Genomic DNA, 19,426 nt, shown 5'->3' with positions numbered 1-19,426 from the left:
TAGACGAGTCTACAATGAAAATAAGCAAAGCTTTAGCCTTCATTTTTTTTAAACCATTAATACCTATAATATAAACACTTTTAGACGGATCACTTTCAACAGACTTAACCTTTGTCTAAAAAACGGTAATACCCACATTTTAAGTAAGCACCTTCAGGAAACCCTATAGGGTGATCGGTATCGTGATTCGTTTTTAAAACGACTTTATAGTTTCGATTTGTTTTATCTAAAACATTAGAATTAATTTCAAAAAACGCATCAGCAAGCACACGAGATGAACAGGATGCCAATACTAACAATCCGTTTTTAGAAGTTAACTTTTCACCTAGCCTAGCTAACTGTGCGTATTTTTTCTTCGCTAAACTAATCTCTGAAGCCTGTTTTGCAAAACTAGGGGGATCGATGACCACCACGTCAAACGTAACTTTATCCTTAATAAGTGTTTCTAATGCCTCAAAAGCATCACCAGCAATAATTTTATGTTTGCCTTTATAAGCATTTAATTTACCATTTTCTACAGCAATTTCTAATGCTTGTTTGCTTATGTCTAAACTGGTTACTTCTCGTGCTCCATTATATAAAGCATGCACTGAAAAGCCGCCAGCGTATGAGAACACATCTAACACAGATTTTCCTTTACTCCATTCGCCAACCTGTTTTCGATTGGCACGATGGTCCAAAAAATAGCCTGTTTTATGTCCTTTTATAACGTTTGCTGAAAAATTAACATGATGTTCAACAAACCTGACTACTTCATTTTTTAACGTCCCAAAAACCACCTCTCCATTTTGCAGCTGATGTTGTTTAGATTGTTCCAAACTTCTACTTAACCGAATCACAACAGTTTCTGTTTTAGATATTTTTTGAAGACTAGGAATAATACTTTCAATATAAGGCAGCCAAATTTCAGAATAAATTTTAACCACCAAAACCTTGGCATAAACATCGGCAATTAAACCAGGAAAACCATCATTCTCCCCAAATAACAAACGGTAACTATTCGTATTCGTTTTTAATAACCCTTTACGCTTTTTAAAAGCTACTTCAATTTTATTCTGAAAAAACTGAGCGTTAATTTCTGCCTTTTCATAGCCACTATGGAGCATTTTGATACGGATTGGAGAGTTTCCATCGTAAAGTCCTAGACCGATAACACGGTTTTTACTTTTCCCAAAAATAATGGCTAAATCACCAGATTTAGCATCATCATTTATTTTTATAATATTATTAGAAAAAACCCAGGGATGCCCTTGAAGTACAAACTGCTCACCCTTAGCGTTCATTTTTACGGCTAACCTTTTGGGTTGTTTTTTACTTTTAATATTTTCAGAAAAAAGCATAATTAAATTTTAAAACAAAAGTATGTGATTTATAAATTATAATAGATGAATCTTCTTTTTAATCCTAAAATAACTTGACACAAAATTTACACGTAACAAAAGGCTTACAGATCACATTAAAACCACTAAAATTAACTTATTAATAACTGAATTTCAGACTTTTAATTACTACATTTATAAACTCTCTAAGACTGTAACAGCATCCCAAAACTTGTATTAGCCTTTATTATTTAATAGGTTACCAATTATGATGCATTACCACAGAAATAATTACCTGGAAGCGCTTAAAGAAAACCCTTTGTTTAAGGATGTTTCTATTACTGGCTTACAAGAACTACAATTTCATGGCAAACGAAAAACTTGGACAAAGCGCATTTGCTTTATAGACAGTAGTAAAACAAAAAACAATTTCTATATTATTATTAATGGTCGGTTAAAAGTATACTTTTTTAACCCTGACAAAGACCGGAAAATAACCTTATTTATTTTAACCAAACACGATGTCTTCGATCTCTATGAATTATTTGATTGGTGCCACCACAAAGTGTACTATGAAACTTTAGACGACACCGAAGTATTTTCTATTCCAACTTCTTTTTTAAAGCAATGGATGCAAAACCATATCACATTCTATAAAAACGCCCTTCAGTATAGCATGATAAAAATGAAGGGCTTAGAGGATTATGTGACGAGCTCAAACTTAGACTCTACTTCTACACGCCTTGCAAAATTGCTTGTGCATTATACCAACGAAACATCGCTCAAATTAGAATTAATAAATGGATTGCCACATAAAGAACTTGCCCAACTTATTGGTACAACACGAACTGTTTTGAATAGAAATATTCAACAGTTTAAAGAAGAAGGTATTATTGAAATAAAAAATAAAAATATTAAGATTTTAAACATGCCCCTTCTAATGGACAGAATTAAAGAATAGACACCTCAACTTTAACATAAATTACTCTAAATATGATACTTAGGTAGCATTTTACTTTAATCTTAATAATTAACTTGCCATAGCTTAATTAAATGATTTTCTCTCTTTAAATGAATTTTCTATTCAACAAATTGTTTAATTTAAATCCTATTATCATGAAAAATGTTCTAATTGGTATATTCTGTTTAGGCTTTACCACCCTAATGTTTGCTCAAGTAAGTTACGAATCTGACGACTTACTCATATTAAAATATAAAACCGCCACAGCCGTGCATAGCGAATACTTATCTACTGTCTTGGAAATGCAAACAGCTAAACGCATTAAGTCCCTTGAAAGCACTGTTGCTAATTACGATATTACAAAGGATCCTGTGTATAACAAAGCTACACAAAGTGCTTATCGGGTAGTATTTGAAGAACATGATAAATATCAAGGAAGTATTATTGCCAAATTCAATCATGTCGGAGAACTAACAGAATCTTTTGAACGTTTTAAAGATGTAACACTACCTTACTCTGTTAGGTATTCTGTTACTAAAACTTATCCTGGATGTACCTTTATCTCAAATACCTATTATGTTTCCTACATGCCAAACAAGCCTATTGAAAAAACATATAAAATAAAAATAAAGGTAGATGGTTCTAAAAAAACTATAAAAGTTGACGAAAAGGGTCAAATTTTATAAGTGTTAATTGTAGAAAGAAAAAGAGGCTGTACAAAAAGTATTAAAGTACGTCATTCTGAATGTATTTCAGAATCACATCATTCTGATAACCAATCATTATGAGAGCCTGAATCAAGTTCAGGTAAACGAAAACTTTACTTTTTAAACAGCCTCTTTTTTATAGTCTTATCGCTTAAATGACGCAATGGCTTTTACGATGTTTCTTATTTCTATGCCATTTTCTTCTGTCTCTTCAATTTCAGTAATACCAACGACCAACTCGTTTGATGTAAGAAGAAATATTTTAACGTAATATGATTCACTAGAGTTTTCAACTATAATTTCATCTCCTTCAAGTTCCCATTCACCATTTTCCAGAAATTCTATATCTTCTACAACCTCGGTACTTTCAACACCTCCATCTACGGTGTAATCAATTTTAACACTATAGCTTCCTTCTGAAACAATAGTCTTTGGAGATTCATTAAAAGTTAATTTTGTAGTGATATCGTACCCCTCTCCTGTAAATTCCGTTTTAATAAGTTCCCCTAAAAATGAGGTTTCAACTCTTCCTTCGTAAACAATATCGGTGCCGATCCAAGTGCCTATAAGGTCATCTGAAATATCTGAAGCATCATTTTCATTGCTAGAACAAGAAGTTAATACTAGGCACAAAAAGGAAAATAAAACAATAATTTTTTTCATATAATTAAAAGGATAAGTTAGTTTTTTAAACAAAATTACAAGAAATAGACCTATTAAACCAATCATACTAAATAAATAGCCACAAATGAGCATAAAAAAAGCGCAACTTTTTAATGGTTGCGCTTTGATTTTTTTTAAGAATCTATCTCATTTTGAGATTCCGAATCAAGTTCGGAATAAGTGATTCACACCATCTCGATTTTCATCGAGATGGGTTCTCTACTTACTTTACTTCTTCGAAGTCTACGTCTTCTACATCGCTGCCTTCATTCTGTGGTTGCTCACCTGCACCAGCATCTGGTCCTGGTTGTGCTCCGCCTTGTTCAGCTTGTGCTTTGTACATTTCTTCAGAAGCTACTTTCCAAGCTTCATTAATTTTATCTAAAGCTGGTGTAATTACCGCTAAATCTTTAGACTCATAAGCTTTTTTCAATTCTTCTAAAGCTTCAACGATTGGTTGTTTTTTATCATCAGATAATTTATCACCAAACTCTTCTAATTGTTTTTCGGTTTGGAAAATCATAGAATCCGCTTCATTTAATTTTTGAGCATTTTCAGCTGCAGCTTTATCAGATTCTGCATTCGCTTCCGCATCTGCTTTCATCTTTTCAATTTCTTCTTCGCTTAAACCTGAAGATGCTTCAATACGAATATCTTGTTTCTTACCTGTTGCTTTATCTTCCGCAGATACTTTAATGATACCATTCGCATCGATATCGAAAGTCACCTCAATTTGTGGTGTTCCTCTTCTTGCTGGTGAAATATCACTTAGGTGAAAACGACCAATAGTTTTGTTGTCGGCAGCCATTGCGCGTTCCCCTTGTAGAACGTGAATTTCTACTGATGGTTGATTGTCTGCTGCTGTAGAGAATACTTGCGATTTCTTAGTAGGAATCGTTGTATTCGCTTCAATAAGTTTTGTAAATACGTTACCCATAGTTTCGATACCAAGAGATAAAGGTGTTACATCTAAAAGTAATACATCTTTAACATCTCCTGTTAATACACCACCTTGGATACCTGCTCCTAAAGAAACAACCTCATCTGGATTAACACCTTTACTTGGCGCTTTTCCGAAGAATTTCTCAACAGCAGCTTGTACTGCAGGGATACGTGTAGAACCACCTACTAAAATAACCTCATCGATATCCGATTTTGATAAACCTGCTGCTTTTAATGCAGACTCACATGGCTCGATAGTACGTTTTACTAAATCGTCAATTAATTGCTCGAATTTAGATTTTGTTAATGTACGTACTAAGTGCTTTGGTCCACTAGCTGTAGCTGTAATATAAGGTAAGTTGATTTCTGTTTGAGCTGAAGATGATAATTCAATCTTCGCTTTTTCAGCAGCTTCTTTTAAACGTTGAAGAGACATTGGATCTTTTCTTAAGTCCATGTTTTCCTCTGCATTAAACTCATCTGCTAACCAGTTAATGATTTTCTCATCAACATCATCACCACCTAAGTGTGTGTCACCATCTGTTGAAAGTACTTCAAATACACCATCTCCTAATTCAAGGATAGATACATCATGTGTTCCTCCACCAAAATCAAATACTACGATTTTTTGGTCTGTACCTTTTTTGTCCATACCGTAAGCTAAAGCTGCGGCAGTAGGCTCATTAATAATACGCTCTACTTTTAAACCTGCAATCTCTCCAGCTTCCTTTGTAGCTTGACGTTGCGAATCGTTAAAGTAAGCTGGTACAGTAATTACTGCACGACTTACGTCGGTTCCTAAATAATCTTCAGCAGTTTTCTTCATTTTTTGAAGAATCATAGCCGATAATTCTTGAGGTGTGTATAAACGACCGTCAATATCAACTCGAGGTGTATCGTTATCACCTTTTACTACATTATATGGTACACGTTCTGCTTCTTTTTGAGATTCAGAATACTTGTTTCCCATAAAACGTTTAATTGAATAAACCGTTTTAGTTGGGTTTGTTACTGCTTGTCTTTTAGCTGGGTCACCAACTTTAATTTCTCCACCTTCTACAAAGGCAATTACAGATGGTGTTGTTCTTTTTCCTTCTGCATTAGGAATAACTACAGGCTCGTTACCTTCCATTACAGAAACGCAAGAGTTGGTTGTTCCTAAATCGATTCCAATAATTTTACTCATAATTTTTTTATTTGTTTATAAATTTTCGTCCCGATAGCTATCGGGGTCACGAAAACGTTGTGTTCATTTTTAATTTCGAGTTGTATAAGTCAATCTTTATGCCATTCAACATTTACTGACAAGCTGTCATAATCCGTTTATTTAATAAATAAATATCTGTTATAACTAGAGTTGTGATACTGTCAATGTTATAAATAAAAAGTAAAAATTACCTATACGAAAGTTTTCGTAATTCATTATAAGTTTTTACTCACAAAATCACCATGTGATATTTTTTAAATTAAATTTGGCTCCTTGTAAACTAATAATCAAAACTATAAAAGACAATTATTAAAAGGGCATGTTTAAAAACGTATTATTAATCTTAATCATTTATAAAATTCAAACAACGACATCAAAAAATAATTTAATACTGCCTTCCTACTTATTGATATACATATGAAAAATCTTAACCTACTATTTATTTCAATGTGTTTTTTCAGTTTAATGACTGGAGTAAATGCACAAACTACAAGCAACATTAAAATGTATGGTCAGAAAAGCTATGGCATATTCGTCCATTATGGCTTTGGCGGTACGGCAGCAGACCAGTACGGCTGTTCGATAACCCAAAACCCAGATGGTTCTATTCCATTAAACGTAGATGAGGTAGCTGATAATTTTGACGTACAAGGTTTTGTAGACGACATTGATGCCATGAGTCCAGAGTATCTTATCTTCACGGCTTGGCATTGTTGGCAATATCCATTATACCCAAGTAATGTAATTGATACTTGGCTAGGAGAAAGTCATAGCTCTAAGCGTGATGTGATACAGGAAGTATTAGATGCCTGTGATCCAAAAGGTATTGATGTCTATCTCTATGCTCAACCCTCAGAAGCGCATAATTTTTCTCCAGCACAACAAACTGCAGTTGGTTATATTAATAGAAGCACATACACCAAAACCTACAACGATTATCTTAATGAGATGATTGCAGAATTGACAAATCGTTATAAGTCACAAATTAAAGGATTCTGGTTTGACAAAGGATTGTACTATGGGTGTACAGATACGCAGCGTATTGGAGAAACCGTTAGAGCTATAATGCCCGATGCTGCAATAATCGCAAATACTTACGCTGGGGTGAGTGCAGATTTTGGTGCCGTTGAAATCATGTCAGTTACCACTAATTTTGAAGGTGAAGGTTATCCTAATGCTGACCCAGATGATGTAGATACCTGGCCTGCCTTTGATAGATCGATTTCTTTTGTTTCAGACCGCGCTTGGTTTGCTCAACCAGGATCACTTCGTTATACAAGCGAGGAAATGTATAAGTACACGGTATTAGAAGCGGGAGTTAACGAAGAAGGTGGTGGCGTAGCATGGGCAATAGGACCATACCCTACCTCTACTATTTCTTGGAATAATGGTGTACTAAAGGGTATGACAGACTTAGGCGTCTTGATTGACGAAGTAGCTGAGTCTATTAAAGGTACAGTCCCAAGTGATTCGTGGCCAACAGCGGAAGGTGCACGTATCCAAAATTTGACTTGGGGAGTTGCTACACGATCTGCTGTTAATAACCATGAATATCTGCATGTGTTAAACGCTCCTTCTGGAACTACGCTAACCATTGATACACCTGCCGATGGCCGCGTTTACACGGCTGCAGTTAACTTACGTTCTGGTAAATCTTGTACCTTTTCTCAGACTGCAAACGAAATAAGTATCACATTAAACGCTAGTGATTCATGGGATGCTGTAGACACCGTTATTAAACTAACGCCTTCGTCTTCTGGAAATAATACTAGAGCAAACGTAGCTCCTTTAGGTACAGCTACACAATCTACAACAGCTTATGCTGGAGTGGCATCAAGAGCTAACGATAATAACACGAACGGTGCTTACGATGATGCTTCCGTTTCTCACACTGGAAAAGCTACAGATGAATGGTGGATGGTAACACTTGACAATACGTACGATATTGATGAAATCACTGTATACAACCGTACCGACGCTGCTTATATGGATAGATTAAATAATTTCACTGTTGAAGTTTTAAATAGTAATGATCAAATTATTTTTACCAAAACCATTACAAGCACACCAAACCCGTCAGTTACTATACCTACGGGTAATGTAGTTGGAAACAAAGTAAGGGTCTTACAGAATAAAACAGGAACAGCTCTAACTTTAGCTGAAGTTGAAGTATATGGTACCGCCAATACATTATCTACAAATTCTGATTTAATTAAAGACAATTCATTATTAAGCATCAGCCCAAATCCAGTAAAAGACATCCTGAATGTAAAATTAAAAACTACTGAAGATTCTACTTACCACATTTTTGATGCCACTGGACAATTATTACTTACAGGGGCAATTAAAAATGGGGCTACTGCAATAAATTTAAGTCAATTTAATCAAGGCTTTTATTTTATTAAAGTATCTAATGGTTCTACTAGTGCTACTCAAAAAATCATAAAAGAATAAGCCAAAATTATGAGATCACTTAAATTGAAGCAAGTTCCTTTAATAGTATTTTATCTAAGTCTTTGCTTGGGATATACAAGTAGTAACGCACAATCAAACACTAAGCCCAACATCATATTTATATATGCTGATGATTGGGGTTGGGGAGACTTATCCTGTCATGGTAGTGATTGGATGCAAACTCCAAACATTGATAAATTAGCTAGTGAAGGCATTGATTTTCATCAATTCAATGTATTAAATCCAGTATGCTCCCCGAGTCGAGTTGCTGCTATAACTGGACGATACCCTGCACGTTACGGTATCAATAGCGTTTTTTACGCTACAAGACCTGGACCAGAACAACCAGATTGGCTGGATCCTAATGCGCCTACAACGGCACGTTTTTTACAAGCAGCGGGATACCAAACGGCTCATTATGGAAAATGGCACATGGGAGAAAAACCAGATAACCCTAGTGTATATGACTATGGTTATGATGAAGCTGCTGCTTATCATGCAAGTAACACGCCTGGAATAAGTAAGCATGTTGTGGCTGATAGCGCTGTGGCTTTTATTAATCGAAACAAAAGTCGTCCTTTTTACTTAGATGTTTGGCTCCACGAAAGTCATACAGCACATTCACCGTCAAGTGAAGCCATGGATCTATGGAATGGCGAAACAGATGCCCAACGAAAAATTTATGGTGCAGTAATAAGCGACGGTGACCTAAAAGTTGGTAAAGTACTTCAAGCACTTGATGATGCAGGAATTTCAGATAATACTATTGTTGTGTTTTCTACTGATAACGGACCAGAAGGCACAAGTGACGCCGTTGGTGAAGAAAACAAATGGGGATCCTTTTATAGTATTGGAGAAACTGGAGGATATCGAGGCCGAAAACGTAGTTTATACGAAGGAGGTATTCGTGTTCCTTTCATTGTTAGATGGCCAGACCACACGCCTCAAGGCGTTATCAATAACACTTCTGTGATTACAGCCGTTGACTTATTACCTACTTTTTGTGAAGCTGCTGGGGTAACGGTACCTAGCTCCGCATTAAGTGATGGAGAAAGCATGTTATCAGCTTTTAAAGGTGCAACAGCAGACAGAACACGACCTGTATTTTGGTTACATACTGGGGCTAGTTCGCCCGACAACTGGCCTCGTTTGGCCGTGCGTGATGGAAAATGGAAGTTGGTATCCAATTTTGATGGTACACAATTGGAACTACACAATATGGAAACTGGTGAGTTTGAAGACTCTGCTGATGATTTGTCTGCTCAATATCCAGAAATTGCAGATAAATTATTTAAAATGGTAACCGATTGGTATGCTGAACTTCCTACTGAGCCGGACCCAAACTGCCTCTCTACCTATGTAGAACCTATTGAAATAACATATAACTTGGCTTCAACAGGAACGGTTAGTCAATCATCCATAGCAAATGGAAATGGTCCACAAAAAGCGATAGACGGAAATTTTAGCGGTGCCATTGCTGATGGTTCTGTTATAGAAACTAACGAAGAAGATGAACCATGGTGGGAAGTAGACCTTGGTTCTGAAAAAATAATTAACACCATAGGTATTACAAACCGAAGCGACGCTTGTTGTATTTCGAATTTTTCAACCTATGCCGTACAAGTTTTAGATAACGAAAGAAATGCGGTATACACTAGAAATGGCGCTGGTAATGATAAGGCTGTCATTAATGTTAGCCCGAATGGTGTTATGGGTAGATTTATTAGAATTGCTCTACGACAAACAGGAGTGCTAACAATTGCAGAAGTGGTTGTATCAGGCGTATCTAATAATTTAAAACTACAAGTTACTGATAAAAATAGTGGAGAAAATATCGAAGGGGCTAGTATTGTTTTAAATAATGCATATAACTCAATAACTTCAGAACATGGTATTTCATCTTTTCAACTCCCTCAAGACATCTATAATATAAGCATTACCAAAGCGGGATATACAAGTATTGAACAGAACATTGAGGTAGCATCGGATGTAACGTTATCCTTCCCTTTGTCTCCTATTTCTAATCTTGCTTTAAGCGGAACAGCATCTCAATCTACAACAGCGTATAATGCTCCAGCATCTCGAGCTATCGATGGCACTACAGATGGTGTGTTTAACAATAATTCGGTAAGCCATACTGATGTAGTATCATCGGGTACGTGGTGGAAGGTTAGTTTAGATAACGAAGCAGCTATTGACGATATAAAAATATTTAACCGTACGGATAGTAATATGGATCGATTAAGTAATTTTACTGTGGAAGTTTTAAATAGAGATGGAGCTGTTGTATACACACAAACCATTACTAGCATGCCAAATCCTTTTATTACCATTAATGTAGGGCATGTTGTTGGGAATCAAGTTCGAATCACACAGAATTTAGAATCCACAGCACTTACCTTAGCGGAAGTTGAAATCTATGGCTATGATGCCACACTATCAATTAAACCAGAACACACTAAGAATAACAGCCAGTTTAGTGTCACTCCCAATCCTACAAAAGATATTATAAATATAAAAACAAACACCACTACTCCTACTGAGTATCTTATTTATAACTTATCAGGACGGGTATTACTTTCTGGCACGTTTAACAATGGTATAACGACTATTGATTTAAGTCAATTTAATCAAGGATTGTACCTGATTAAATTCTCTAATAAAGGTAAGTTTGAAACTATAAAAATTTTAAAAGAGTAAAAAACATTATTTCTCGGGGTCTAATATGTATAGCTCTGAGAATTTTAGACTCAATTAAAATTTGAATGGTACCTTTTACAAATGAAAAAACACACTCTTACCCTTCTACTTAGCACACTTTTCATGACAAGCGCGTTCGCCCAACAAACCCATCAACTGGAAAGCCTATCCTGGTGCTGATATAGGTTATCGCTATGCAGCCTTCAAAAAAGTAAAATTTAATATTGGTTTAGATGCGGCTGTTGGAAAAGACGATTGGGGTGTTTACTTTAGAATTGGGGAGGCTTTTTAATTTTTCTGTTTATGCGTTTAACGGTTTAATCGGTTTACGAACAGTCCCTACAAACTAATCCTATTTACCGTTCGATTAACAATCGTGATAAAGCCTTTGGGTAACCGCGTTGTACAGCAAGTGCTTCGGCTAGAACATCAATCTCATCTTTAGAGATACTTTCTAAAATTGGATTCTGTCGTCCTGAATCCTTTATTGTGGGCATTATACCTATTTCTTGTATTTTATTTAAAACCTGATTAGCCACGGTTAAAGCTGAAGAAGCCTTTACGATTTCACTACGCGCATAAGTTTTACACGGGAAACGAACCTCCCCTATTCTTAAACTCGGGTCGTCTCCAGGGATTTGTTGAGCACCAAATAATGGTGGCCCACCAACGCTAGCCGATTTAAAAGTTGGAACAAATTTGGTCACCGAAGTAATGGCTTTTTCTGTGCGTGTTTTTACCTCTTCATAATCCCAACCACGTGTTAATTTTTGCTTAATACCCGCTTCAAACTCTGGTTGTGGTTCATTGGTATTAGACTTTACCAAACCGTTTACAAACAATGTAATCTCGTTTGTCATGCCATGAATTTGATAATAATCATCGCAATATGGCGTTAATTGTACCATGCCACGAGGTGTACCACGTTCTCCATGAAAAATAAGCTCTGGAATTAATCCAGTTATTGGTTGCCATTTTGAAACATAAGCGGCCTTAAATTCAATTAAACGCGCGTTATTTAAATGTAATAACTCATCAAACTCACCTGCTTTAAAGCCACTTGAATTCACGAGATAATTAACTTTATAAATACCGTTTTTCGTGCTTACTTCCCAGTTATAATCTAAATTTTCCGTTCTAACATCTTTAATTTTAGTAACATTAGTACTTGTTTTTAAATCACAAAAAGGGGTGTTATTTAAAGCCAATTGTGCTTGAGCTCCAAGTCTAAAAAGATTCCATCCGTATTCCTGTACTAGAACTACTGGCATTTTCAGCTTGTTATAATCTATTAATTTAATAGCGTTAGTCATCCATTCATCAGGAGACTTTGGTTGTTTTTTAGAAGGCCTTTGTGCTAAAACCTTTAAATCTGATTCGGTATAAATTTTATAGTAATCTTCTGGTGCTCCGAGAATTTTGTTCGCTGGGTCTTCGACTATTAAATCTCTATAATATTGCACTAATACGTCAAGCCGTTCCTCTAGTTTATTAAACTCATATTTTTCAGTTTTAGGAACACTTATAAATGTTGGTCTTTCATCAATAGATTCTGGAAACAAACGTGCCATCTCTATGGATTGTTTCATAAGCAATTTACATTGTGATTCAGAGATGTCTGGATACAAATTACCTCCAGCATGTAAATGACAAAAGGGAGGACCGCTAACAACACTTTTCCCCTGTTCGAACAATACCGAATCAATGCCATGCTTCGCCAATTGTAACGCAGTTACAACACCCGAAACACCCGCCCCTATGATACCAACATTGTAAATTTTATTCATTCTAGAACAATTCTTGAATTTCTGCAAAATGATCTATGACTACTGTAGGCTTATAGTCTGCAATATTTTCGTTGTAATTATAACCATAACTTACACCAATACTTTCCATGTTTGCATTTTGTGCTGCCAGAATATCATTTTTTGAATCACCAACCATAATGCTTTTTTGAATGGTTGTGTTCATGTCTTCAGCTATATGAAAAAGTGGTGCAGCATGAGGTTTTTTCTCTGGTAAAGAATCTTCACCAACCCAACACTTAAAGTATGGTGTAATTTCTAATTTATCTAAAATAGGTTTGATAAAACCAAAGGGTTTATTTGTACATATAGCAAGCTTATAGCCCTTTTTATCTAAATATTTTAAGGTTTCCAAAACACCTGGATACATAAAAGTATCTTTGCAGGTTACCTTTTGGTAGGCCGCTAAATAAATTTTAAAAGCTTCATTTAAAAAAGCTTCAGAAAGGTCTTGATTTGGTAGTGCACGGCCCAAAGCTCTTTGAACCAAAGGCATGGCTCCGTTGCCAATAAAAGGCGTCACGTCTTCAACAGTTAAAGGTTCAGCCTTATAATGTATCAACATACTATTTACCGCTAAGGTAAGATCTGGAATACTATTGATGAGTGTGCCATCAAAGTCAAATATGATGAGTTCTTTATCTTTAAAATTCACAATGCTAATTTTTAAGCAAAGATGCGGAAGTTTTACCTAAATAGTAACGTTTTACTGATATTTTGAAGCCCAATAAATTGTTAAAACCCACTACTTACAGATGAATTATTCTATTGAGTCGATTATAAATTTCATAAAAAACAATAAAATCACGGATTATCATACTTGCCGTTGATAGTTTTAATCAAGAAATGTATCTTTATGCCCTGATCTAGCTACCTAATTAGCAACTAACCAAACCAGACTTGAAATACACACCATTAAAAATTTCCTTATACCTGATTATTGTTTTAATAATCCTCTTAGGAATAACTTTTTTTTCAGAATCTAAACCGCTTCCTAATGGTACTTTTCAGGAAGGTTTTTCTATAGGTGATATTACTATAAAATATCCTAAATCTGAATCTTTTCTTCAAACTAAAAAAGTTGAAGCGCCACAAGTTACTGTTTTAGATAGTATTGTAACTAATGTGGAAAATATTATTGAAAGTACAGAAATAGAAACGATAGAAAATGACATTGCTAAAATTGAAGAATTACCACCGCCTCCAGATTTTAGAAAAATAGATACTTCTAAAGTTCAACGTATTCAATACCCTAAAAATAAATCTGAATATTTAGAGAAGTTAAGAAGCAGTTTGAACGCAAGTCAATGCCGTATTATTCATTATGGTGACTCACAACTGGAAGGCGATCGCATTTCGGCATATCTTAGAAATAGATTACAAGGATTATACGGAGGCCATGGCCCCGGTTTTGTACCCATAGTACAAGTTTACCATCAAATTAGTAATGATGTCGCAGCGTCTGATAACTGGACACGTCATGCTTATTTCGACAGAAGAACCCAACGCTTTGAGCATAAAAAATATGGGGCTTACACCTCGATGTCTCGATTTACTCCTGTCTATGATAGTATTAACGAGGTCTTATTGGATACACTACAAATTGAAAAAGGAACTATCTATATCACTAAACCTTCACAATCTTATAGACGTTTAAAAACATTCACGAAAATAGGATTGCATTACGGCAATTCGGTAACACCAACAACTATAAACGTTTTTAATAACGGTGACCTTATCCAGTCAGACGAACTTATAAACGATGGTAATTACCATAAGTATAGTATCAATCTTTCTGAAACACCCAGTGCATTAAAAATTGAATTGGAAAGTAAAATTAGCCCAGATTTTTACGGACTAACATTAGATGGCGATAGTGGTATAAATCTAGATAACGTCGCGATGCGAGGCGCTTCAGGAACTGTTTTTGCTGGCAGTAATAGTACGACCTTCAATCAAATGTACCAGGCTTTAGATCCTAAATTGGTTATTTTTCAATACGGAGGAAATGCGGTCCCTCATTTTGAAGATTCTCTGCACGTAAAACAATACGCTGGTTATATGAAAAACCATGTAAAATGGGTAAAACGAAAAACAAAAGATGCTAATATTCTATTTATTGGCCCTAGTGATATGTCAACTTCCGAAAACGGCAAAATGGTTACCTATCCCCTGCTGCCCTATCTAAATGAATGCTTAAGTGAGGTTATGACCGAAAACGATGTGGCTTATTGGAGTATTTTCGATGCTATGGGCGGTAAAAACTCTATGCCATATTGGGTAGACCAAAGACTAGCAGGTAACGATTACACGCATTTTTCTCCTTCTGGAACAAAAATAATTTCTGAAATTCTTTTCCTATCGCTCTACTTAGACCTAACGGATAACAAATGAAGTCTTTAATACTGTCCCTGCTTTTCACAACTTCTTTTTATGCCCAACATTATGTTTTGGACAGCATTAAACCTACCCTAGGGCATCTTATAAACTTTGAAGCCAATACGCTTAAATACGCAGATAAATCGCCTACTTTCCAGAGGTTATTTACAAAACTAGACCGCATTTATTCTGGTGAAAAACTTAATCTTCACATCATGCATATTGGTGGCTCCCATATTCAAGCCGATTTTTATACCAATAAGCTTAGAACCTATTTTCAAAATATGGCACCAGATGCTACAGGACAACGTGGTTTTGTGTTTCCTTACCATTTAGCACATACTAACAACCCTTTAAATTACAGAGTCACTAGCAACACCAAAGACAAATGGAAAGGTTACCGGTGCGCCCTAACTAGAGATAGTATTGCTTGGGGTTTATCTGGAATAACAGCGGCATTTCAAGATGTTTCAGACACGCTTTCTATAAAAGCTAATTATAAAAACTATAATAAAGTACGTTATAACTTCAACAAACTGCGTGTATTTTACAATACTTGGAAAGACGATTACGCATTAAATATATTAGACAGTACCTTAGTGCAATCGGATACGATCAATTATAATAAAATGTATCGCGAGTTTCGTTTCAACAGAACAATAGATAGTCTAGAAATAGGCCTTCAACTAAAAGATACGACAGCAGTAAATCCTGAATTCGCCATGATGGGCTTGGAGTTTTCAAATAATAACCCTGGTATAGAATACACCTCTATTGGCGTTAATGGTGCTAGTTTTAAACGCTTTGATCGCAGTGTTTATTTTGAACGCCAATTTGACCTCTACAATCCTGATTTATTTATAATCTCCATAGGAACCAACGATGCTTATGTACCAGAAGCGGACTTTAACGCTGAAGATTTTAGATATTATTACAAGTCATTTATAAATATGATTCAGCGTAAAAACCCCAATTGCGCCATACTCCTTACGGTGCCTAACGATAGCTATTACAGACGTAGAAAACCAAACCCCAATACGATCACACAACAACAAATTATATTAGAAATTGCTCAAGAGTACAACATGGCAGTTTGGGATTTTTTTGAAATTATGGGAGGTTTAGGTGCGTCTCAAAAATGGTACAAACACGAGCTCATGCCTAAAGACCGTGTTCATTTTACCCTATTTGGCTATAGCGTTAAAGGCGATTTAATGCTAAATGCTTTTGTAAATGCATGGGCAGCGTCCACAGGTAGAGACGCATTCGAATTATTAAATTACTTTAAACATCTAGATGAATAGGTTATACGACATTTTCACATTCTCAGAAGATTTCCCTTTAATTTTTACACAAGTAAATTTTTGGATTTTCTTCGCAGTAGCTTACACGCTATTTGGCTTGTTTTATAAGAAGATAAAACAAAGAAATGCCTACTTATTTCTTATTTCATTATTCTTCTATTACAAAACCAGTGGTTTATTTATTGGTATTTTAATATTTAGTACCATCGTCGATTTCTTTATCGGACGTAACATTTACAAAAGCGAAAACAATAAAAAACGCTACGCCTTAGTCACCCTAAGCGTTATTGTAAATCTTACAGTACTCTGTTATTTTAAGTATGCCTATTTTTTTACCGACTCCTTAAACATGCTTTTTCAAACCGATTATCAAGTGGTAAATTTACTTGCCGAATGGGGAAACAGCTTCAACGATCAAAATTATTTTACTGTCGATAAAATCATACTTCCTGTAGGTATTTCATTTTACACCTTCCAAACCATCAGTTATAGCGTTGATATATTCAGAAGAAAACTAAAACCTTTAGATTCCATTCTCGATTTCGGATTTTACGTGAGTTTCTTTCCGCAGCTCGTTGCCGGACCTATTGTACGTGCCGAAAATTTTGTGCCTCAAATTACAGCACCAACTGTTTTAACAAAAGCTGATTTCGACAAAGGGTCTTTCATGATTTTAAAAGGGCTTATTAAGAAAATGATTTTTGCCGATTTTATAGCCATGCATTTCTTAGATCGCGTTTTTGATTCACCAGAAATGTTTTCAGGCTTTGCCAATGTCATGGCCATGTTTGGGTACACCCTACAGATTTACGGTGATTTTTCAGGGTATACCGATATTGCTATCGGGCTCGCGTTACTCATGGGTTTCAAACTCCCCGTAAACTTCAACTCGCCCTATAAAGCAATCAACACAGGTGATTTCTGGAGACGTTGGCACATCTCATTATCTACTTGGCTTCGCGATTATTTATACATCCCTTTAGGCGGAAACCGAAAAGGCTCTATTGGTTCTTATATCATCCTATCTATTATCATTTTAGGGGTTTTGTATGCTTATCAAAATTTAATAGTGGTATTCACAACCTTAGGGGTGTGTTTGGTTATTTTTATCGCCGCTCAATACAATAAAAAAGTAGAAAACTACATCAACACCAACATTAACCTCATGCTTACCATGCTAATTGGAGGCTTGTGGCACGGCGCTTCATGGAAATTTGTGATTTGGGGTGGACTAAACGGACTAGGTATCGTGGTTTACAAGTTCTGGCGAAAAATAAGTCCGTACGAAAAATACAACCACTGGGTTGCAAGGTGGTGGAAAATCCTAGTAACTCTTATTTTTATAACCTTTACACGTATCTATTTTAGAGGTGAAAGTATGGAACATATCGCAAAATGGTACAATCAAGTAGCCTACCATATGGATATGCATTATGCCTGGGACATTTTAGTGAATTACAAAGCCGTTTTCATAGTTATGGGCATTGGTTACATCACGCATTGGTTACCAAATACAACCAAAACACAAATTGAAAACCTATATGCCAACAGCCCAATTTACTTGAAAGCTGCCGCCTCGGTGGTAGTGGGCATTATTTGTTATCAAGCCTTTTCAACCGATTTCCAACCTTTTATTTACTTTCAGTTTTAGTAGGACACAACGGGATTAGCAGTTTATAGAAATATCAACATTTCAAATATTTTGGCTTTTATTTTAAGTAGCATCATTTGGGCGCAACCCTTAGGGGTCGGGCTATCCGTTGCAAGTCCGCGGTCATACTTCCGTGTGGGCTTTCCTCTACTATCCCTTGCGCGAGCTTTATGCCTTAACACTTAAGTTATTTTACCAAATACCCACCCATAAATTTTGCTCCAAGAAATAAAAACACTCCAAATCCCATTCAAAAAAAGATAAAAGCAAGTGTATTTTTATTCCAACGTTCATTTTTCGAAAGTGTACTATATGCCTTTTCTATTTGCCATTGATTAATTGCTTTTTTCGCTTTTTTTCTACAAAAAACTGAAATGGTAACATGATTATTCCTAAACCAATGAAGGTCGGTAAGAAGGATGTGAATTTATATTCCATTGACCCTAATAGCCAACAATATATGCCAGCCATTATAAAGCTAAAAGGCGTTGTAAAAAGATGAAGCGTTGCTGGAATAATTCTTTCAGGCATTTTCTTATTGACCCACCGTTTTGCGAAACTATAATTTGCTAAAAGTAAATTCTTAAATAGTTTTTTAAAAATCATTATTGTACTAAATATCCTCCCACAAATTTTACTATTAAATAAAATGAAACCCCGAAAGCACTCCAAAAAAAGATAAAGCCAAAAGTATTTTTATTCCAACGCTGGTTCTTTGTAAGTGTTTTATATTCCTTTTCAATTTGCCACTGGTAAATGGCTCTTTTCGCTTTTTTTTCTATAAATAACTGAAATGGTAGCATAACTACCACTAAGCCAATTAAAATAGGTAAATATGATTCAAATCTATACTTTATTGAGCCAATAACAACAAAGTATAGTGCTCCAATTATAAAAGTAAAAGGCGTTGCAAAAAAATGCAAGGTTGATGGTAATATTCTTTCTGGCATTTTTTTGTTTACCAACCATTTAGACACAGAATAATCAGCTAACAACAAGTTTTTAAATAAAAGTTTAAACATTTAATTTTTAAGTTTATGAATTTTGTATATCCGTTTTGTAACCTTAATATTGTATTTACGTCATTCCGAATTTATTTCGGAATCTAATAAAGCTGATAATTAATATATCGTGATGAGAACCTGAAACAAGTTCAGGTTGACGATAACAATTATGTCACATTACGGATAATCAGTTATGAATAAAATCTAACCGATAACTCATTATTAAAACTAGCTCGAACTTAAAGCTATATTTGCTAACCAAAATTGAACTATAAACGCACCCCAAAAAAAGATAAAAGCAGTTACTATTTTATTTATTCGCTCATTTTT

General features: G+C 35.3%; 13 protein-coding genes. 7 read left to right on the top strand and 6 right to left on the bottom strand.

From position 1 onward, the window contains the following. Nucleotides 1–104: 104 nt before the first annotated feature. The gene (locus tag KO493_RS13460; protein WP_216068484.1) at nt 105–1,340 is read right to left on the bottom strand and encodes a class I SAM-dependent rRNA methyltransferase; all 1,236 of its coding nucleotides are present in this window, start codon (nt 1,338–1,340) and stop codon (nt 105–107) included. 247 nt (nt 1,341–1,587) lie between these two features. On the opposite strand from KO493_RS13460, the gene KO493_RS13455 reads away from it, so the two are divergent. Both KO493_RS13455 and KO493_RS13450 read left to right on the top strand, forming a co-directional pair. Continuing rightward, nucleotides 1,588–2,280, top strand: coding sequence for a Crp/Fnr family transcriptional regulator (locus KO493_RS13455; RefSeq protein WP_216068483.1), 693 nt, complete (start codon nt 1,588–1,590; stop codon nt 2,278–2,280). Nucleotides 2,281–2,435: 155 nt separating this feature from the next. Continuing rightward, on the top strand, nt 2,436–2,966 hold the full coding sequence (locus KO493_RS13450; RefSeq protein WP_216068482.1) for a hypothetical protein: 531 nt from the start codon (nt 2,436–2,438) through the stop codon (nt 2,964–2,966). A 165-nt stretch (nt 2,967–3,131) separates the two neighbouring features. Here the strand turns inward: KO493_RS13450 and KO493_RS13445 are convergent, their stop codons facing one another. Both KO493_RS13445 and dnaK read right to left on the bottom strand, forming a co-directional pair. Next, a complete protein-coding gene (locus tag KO493_RS13445) occupies nt 3,132–3,650 on the bottom strand; it encodes a lipocalin family protein (RefSeq protein WP_216068481.1) in 519 nt (172 codons plus the stop codon). A gap of 223 nt (nt 3,651–3,873) precedes the next feature. After that, nucleotides 3,874–5,778 (bottom strand): molecular chaperone DnaK, encoded by a 1,905-nt coding sequence (gene dnaK, locus KO493_RS13440; protein ID WP_216068480.1) that lies wholly within the window; start codon nt 5,776–5,778, stop codon nt 3,874–3,876. Between the two features lie 438 nt (nt 5,779–6,216). On the opposite strand from dnaK, the gene KO493_RS13435 reads away from it, so the two are divergent. Together KO493_RS13435 and KO493_RS13430 are read left to right on the top strand one after the other, a co-directional pair. Next, complete coding sequence (locus KO493_RS13435) at nt 6,217–8,253, top strand: T9SS type A sorting domain-containing protein (RefSeq protein WP_216068479.1); 2,037 nt, start codon at nt 6,217–6,219, stop codon at nt 8,251–8,253. Nucleotides 8,254–8,262: 9 nt separating this feature from the next. Then, nucleotides 8,263–10,953, top strand: a complete 2,691-nt coding sequence (locus tag KO493_RS13430; protein WP_216068478.1) for a sulfatase-like hydrolase/transferase — start codon at nt 8,263–8,265, stop codon at nt 10,951–10,953. Nucleotides 10,954–11,309: 356 nt separating this feature from the next. On the opposite strand, the gene KO493_RS13425 is transcribed toward KO493_RS13430, so the two are convergent. Both KO493_RS13425 and KO493_RS13420 read right to left on the bottom strand, forming a co-directional pair. Continuing rightward, the gene (locus KO493_RS13425) at nt 11,310–12,740 is read right to left on the bottom strand and encodes an FAD-dependent oxidoreductase (protein ID WP_216068477.1); all 1,431 of its coding nucleotides are present in this window, start codon (nt 12,738–12,740) and stop codon (nt 11,310–11,312) included. Nucleotide 12,741: 1 nt separating this feature from the next. After that, nucleotides 12,742–13,413, bottom strand: coding sequence for a phosphoglycolate phosphatase (locus tag KO493_RS13420; RefSeq protein ID WP_216068476.1), 672 nt, complete (start codon nt 13,411–13,413; stop codon nt 12,742–12,744). Between the two features lie 245 nt (nt 13,414–13,658). Between KO493_RS13420 and KO493_RS13415 the strand changes: the two genes are divergently transcribed. The 3 genes from KO493_RS13415 to KO493_RS13405 are packed head-to-tail and all read left to right on the top strand — an operon-like array spanning nt 13,659 to nt 18,092. Continuing rightward, nucleotides 13,659–15,152, top strand: a complete 1,494-nt coding sequence (locus tag KO493_RS13415) for a lipase (protein WP_216068475.1) — start codon at nt 13,659–13,661, stop codon at nt 15,150–15,152. Continuing rightward, the gene (locus KO493_RS13410; protein ID WP_216068474.1) at nt 15,149–16,441 is read left to right on the top strand and encodes a GDSL-type esterase/lipase family protein; all 1,293 of its coding nucleotides are present in this window, start codon (nt 15,149–15,151) and stop codon (nt 16,439–16,441) included. Before KO493_RS13415 ends, KO493_RS13410 begins: the two co-directional genes overlap by 4 nt. Continuing rightward, nucleotides 16,434–18,092 carry an MBOAT family O-acyltransferase gene (locus KO493_RS13405; protein ID WP_216068473.1) on the top strand — a complete coding sequence of 553 codons (1,659 nt, stop codon included), beginning with the start codon at nt 16,434–16,436 and terminating at the stop codon, nt 18,090–18,092. The genes KO493_RS13410 and KO493_RS13405 overlap by 8 nt, the downstream gene beginning before the upstream one ends. A 605-nt stretch (nt 18,093–18,697) precedes the next feature. On the opposite strand, the gene KO493_RS13400 is transcribed toward KO493_RS13405, so the two are convergent. Beyond that, on the bottom strand, nt 18,698–19,114 hold the full coding sequence (locus KO493_RS13400) for a hypothetical protein (protein WP_216068472.1): 417 nt from the start codon (nt 19,112–19,114) through the stop codon (nt 18,698–18,700). Between the last annotated feature and the right edge of the window lie 312 nt (nt 19,115–19,426).

This window comes from Pseudotamlana agarivorans, assembly GCF_018860245.1.
Classification (GTDB): domain Bacteria; phylum Bacteroidota; class Bacteroidia; order Flavobacteriales; family Flavobacteriaceae; genus Pseudotamlana; species Pseudotamlana agarivorans_A.
Note: the sequence above shows the minus strand (reverse complement) of the source record. Positions and strands in the feature narration are given on the sequence as shown.

Bases quoted from the DNA above. Each gene is read 5' to 3' on its own strand.
- KO493_RS13410 (WP_216068474.1), top strand. From the start codon at position 15,149: ATGAAGTCTTTAATACTGTCCCTGCTTTTCACAACTTCTTTTTATGCC.
- KO493_RS13445 (WP_216068481.1), bottom strand. From the start codon at position 3,650: ATGAAAAAAATTATTGTTTTATTTTCCTTTTTGTGCCTAGTATTAACT.
- KO493_RS13450 (WP_216068482.1), top strand. From the start codon at position 2,436: ATGAAAAATGTTCTAATTGGTATATTCTGTTTAGGCTTTACCACCCTA.
- KO493_RS13400 (WP_216068472.1), bottom strand. From the start codon at position 19,114: ATGTTTAAACTTTTATTTAAAAACTTGTTGTTAGCTGATTATTCTGTG.
- KO493_RS13425 (WP_216068477.1), bottom strand. From the start codon at position 12,740: ATGAATAAAATTTACAATGTTGGTATCATAGGGGCGGGTGTTTCGGGT.
- KO493_RS13435 (WP_216068479.1), top strand. From the start codon at position 6,217: ATGAAAAATCTTAACCTACTATTTATTTCAATGTGTTTTTTCAGTTTA.
- KO493_RS13430 (WP_216068478.1), top strand. From the start codon at position 8,263: ATGAGATCACTTAAATTGAAGCAAGTTCCTTTAATAGTATTTTATCTA.
- KO493_RS13460 (WP_216068484.1), bottom strand. From the start codon at position 1,340: ATGCTTTTTTCTGAAAATATTAAAAGTAAAAAACAACCCAAAAGGTTA.
- KO493_RS13455 (WP_216068483.1), top strand. From the start codon at position 1,588: ATGATGCATTACCACAGAAATAATTACCTGGAAGCGCTTAAAGAAAAC.
- dnaK (WP_216068480.1), bottom strand. From the start codon at position 5,778: ATGAGTAAAATTATTGGAATCGATTTAGGAACAACCAACTCTTGCGTT.
- KO493_RS13405 (WP_216068473.1), top strand. From the start codon at position 16,434: ATGAATAGGTTATACGACATTTTCACATTCTCAGAAGATTTCCCTTTA.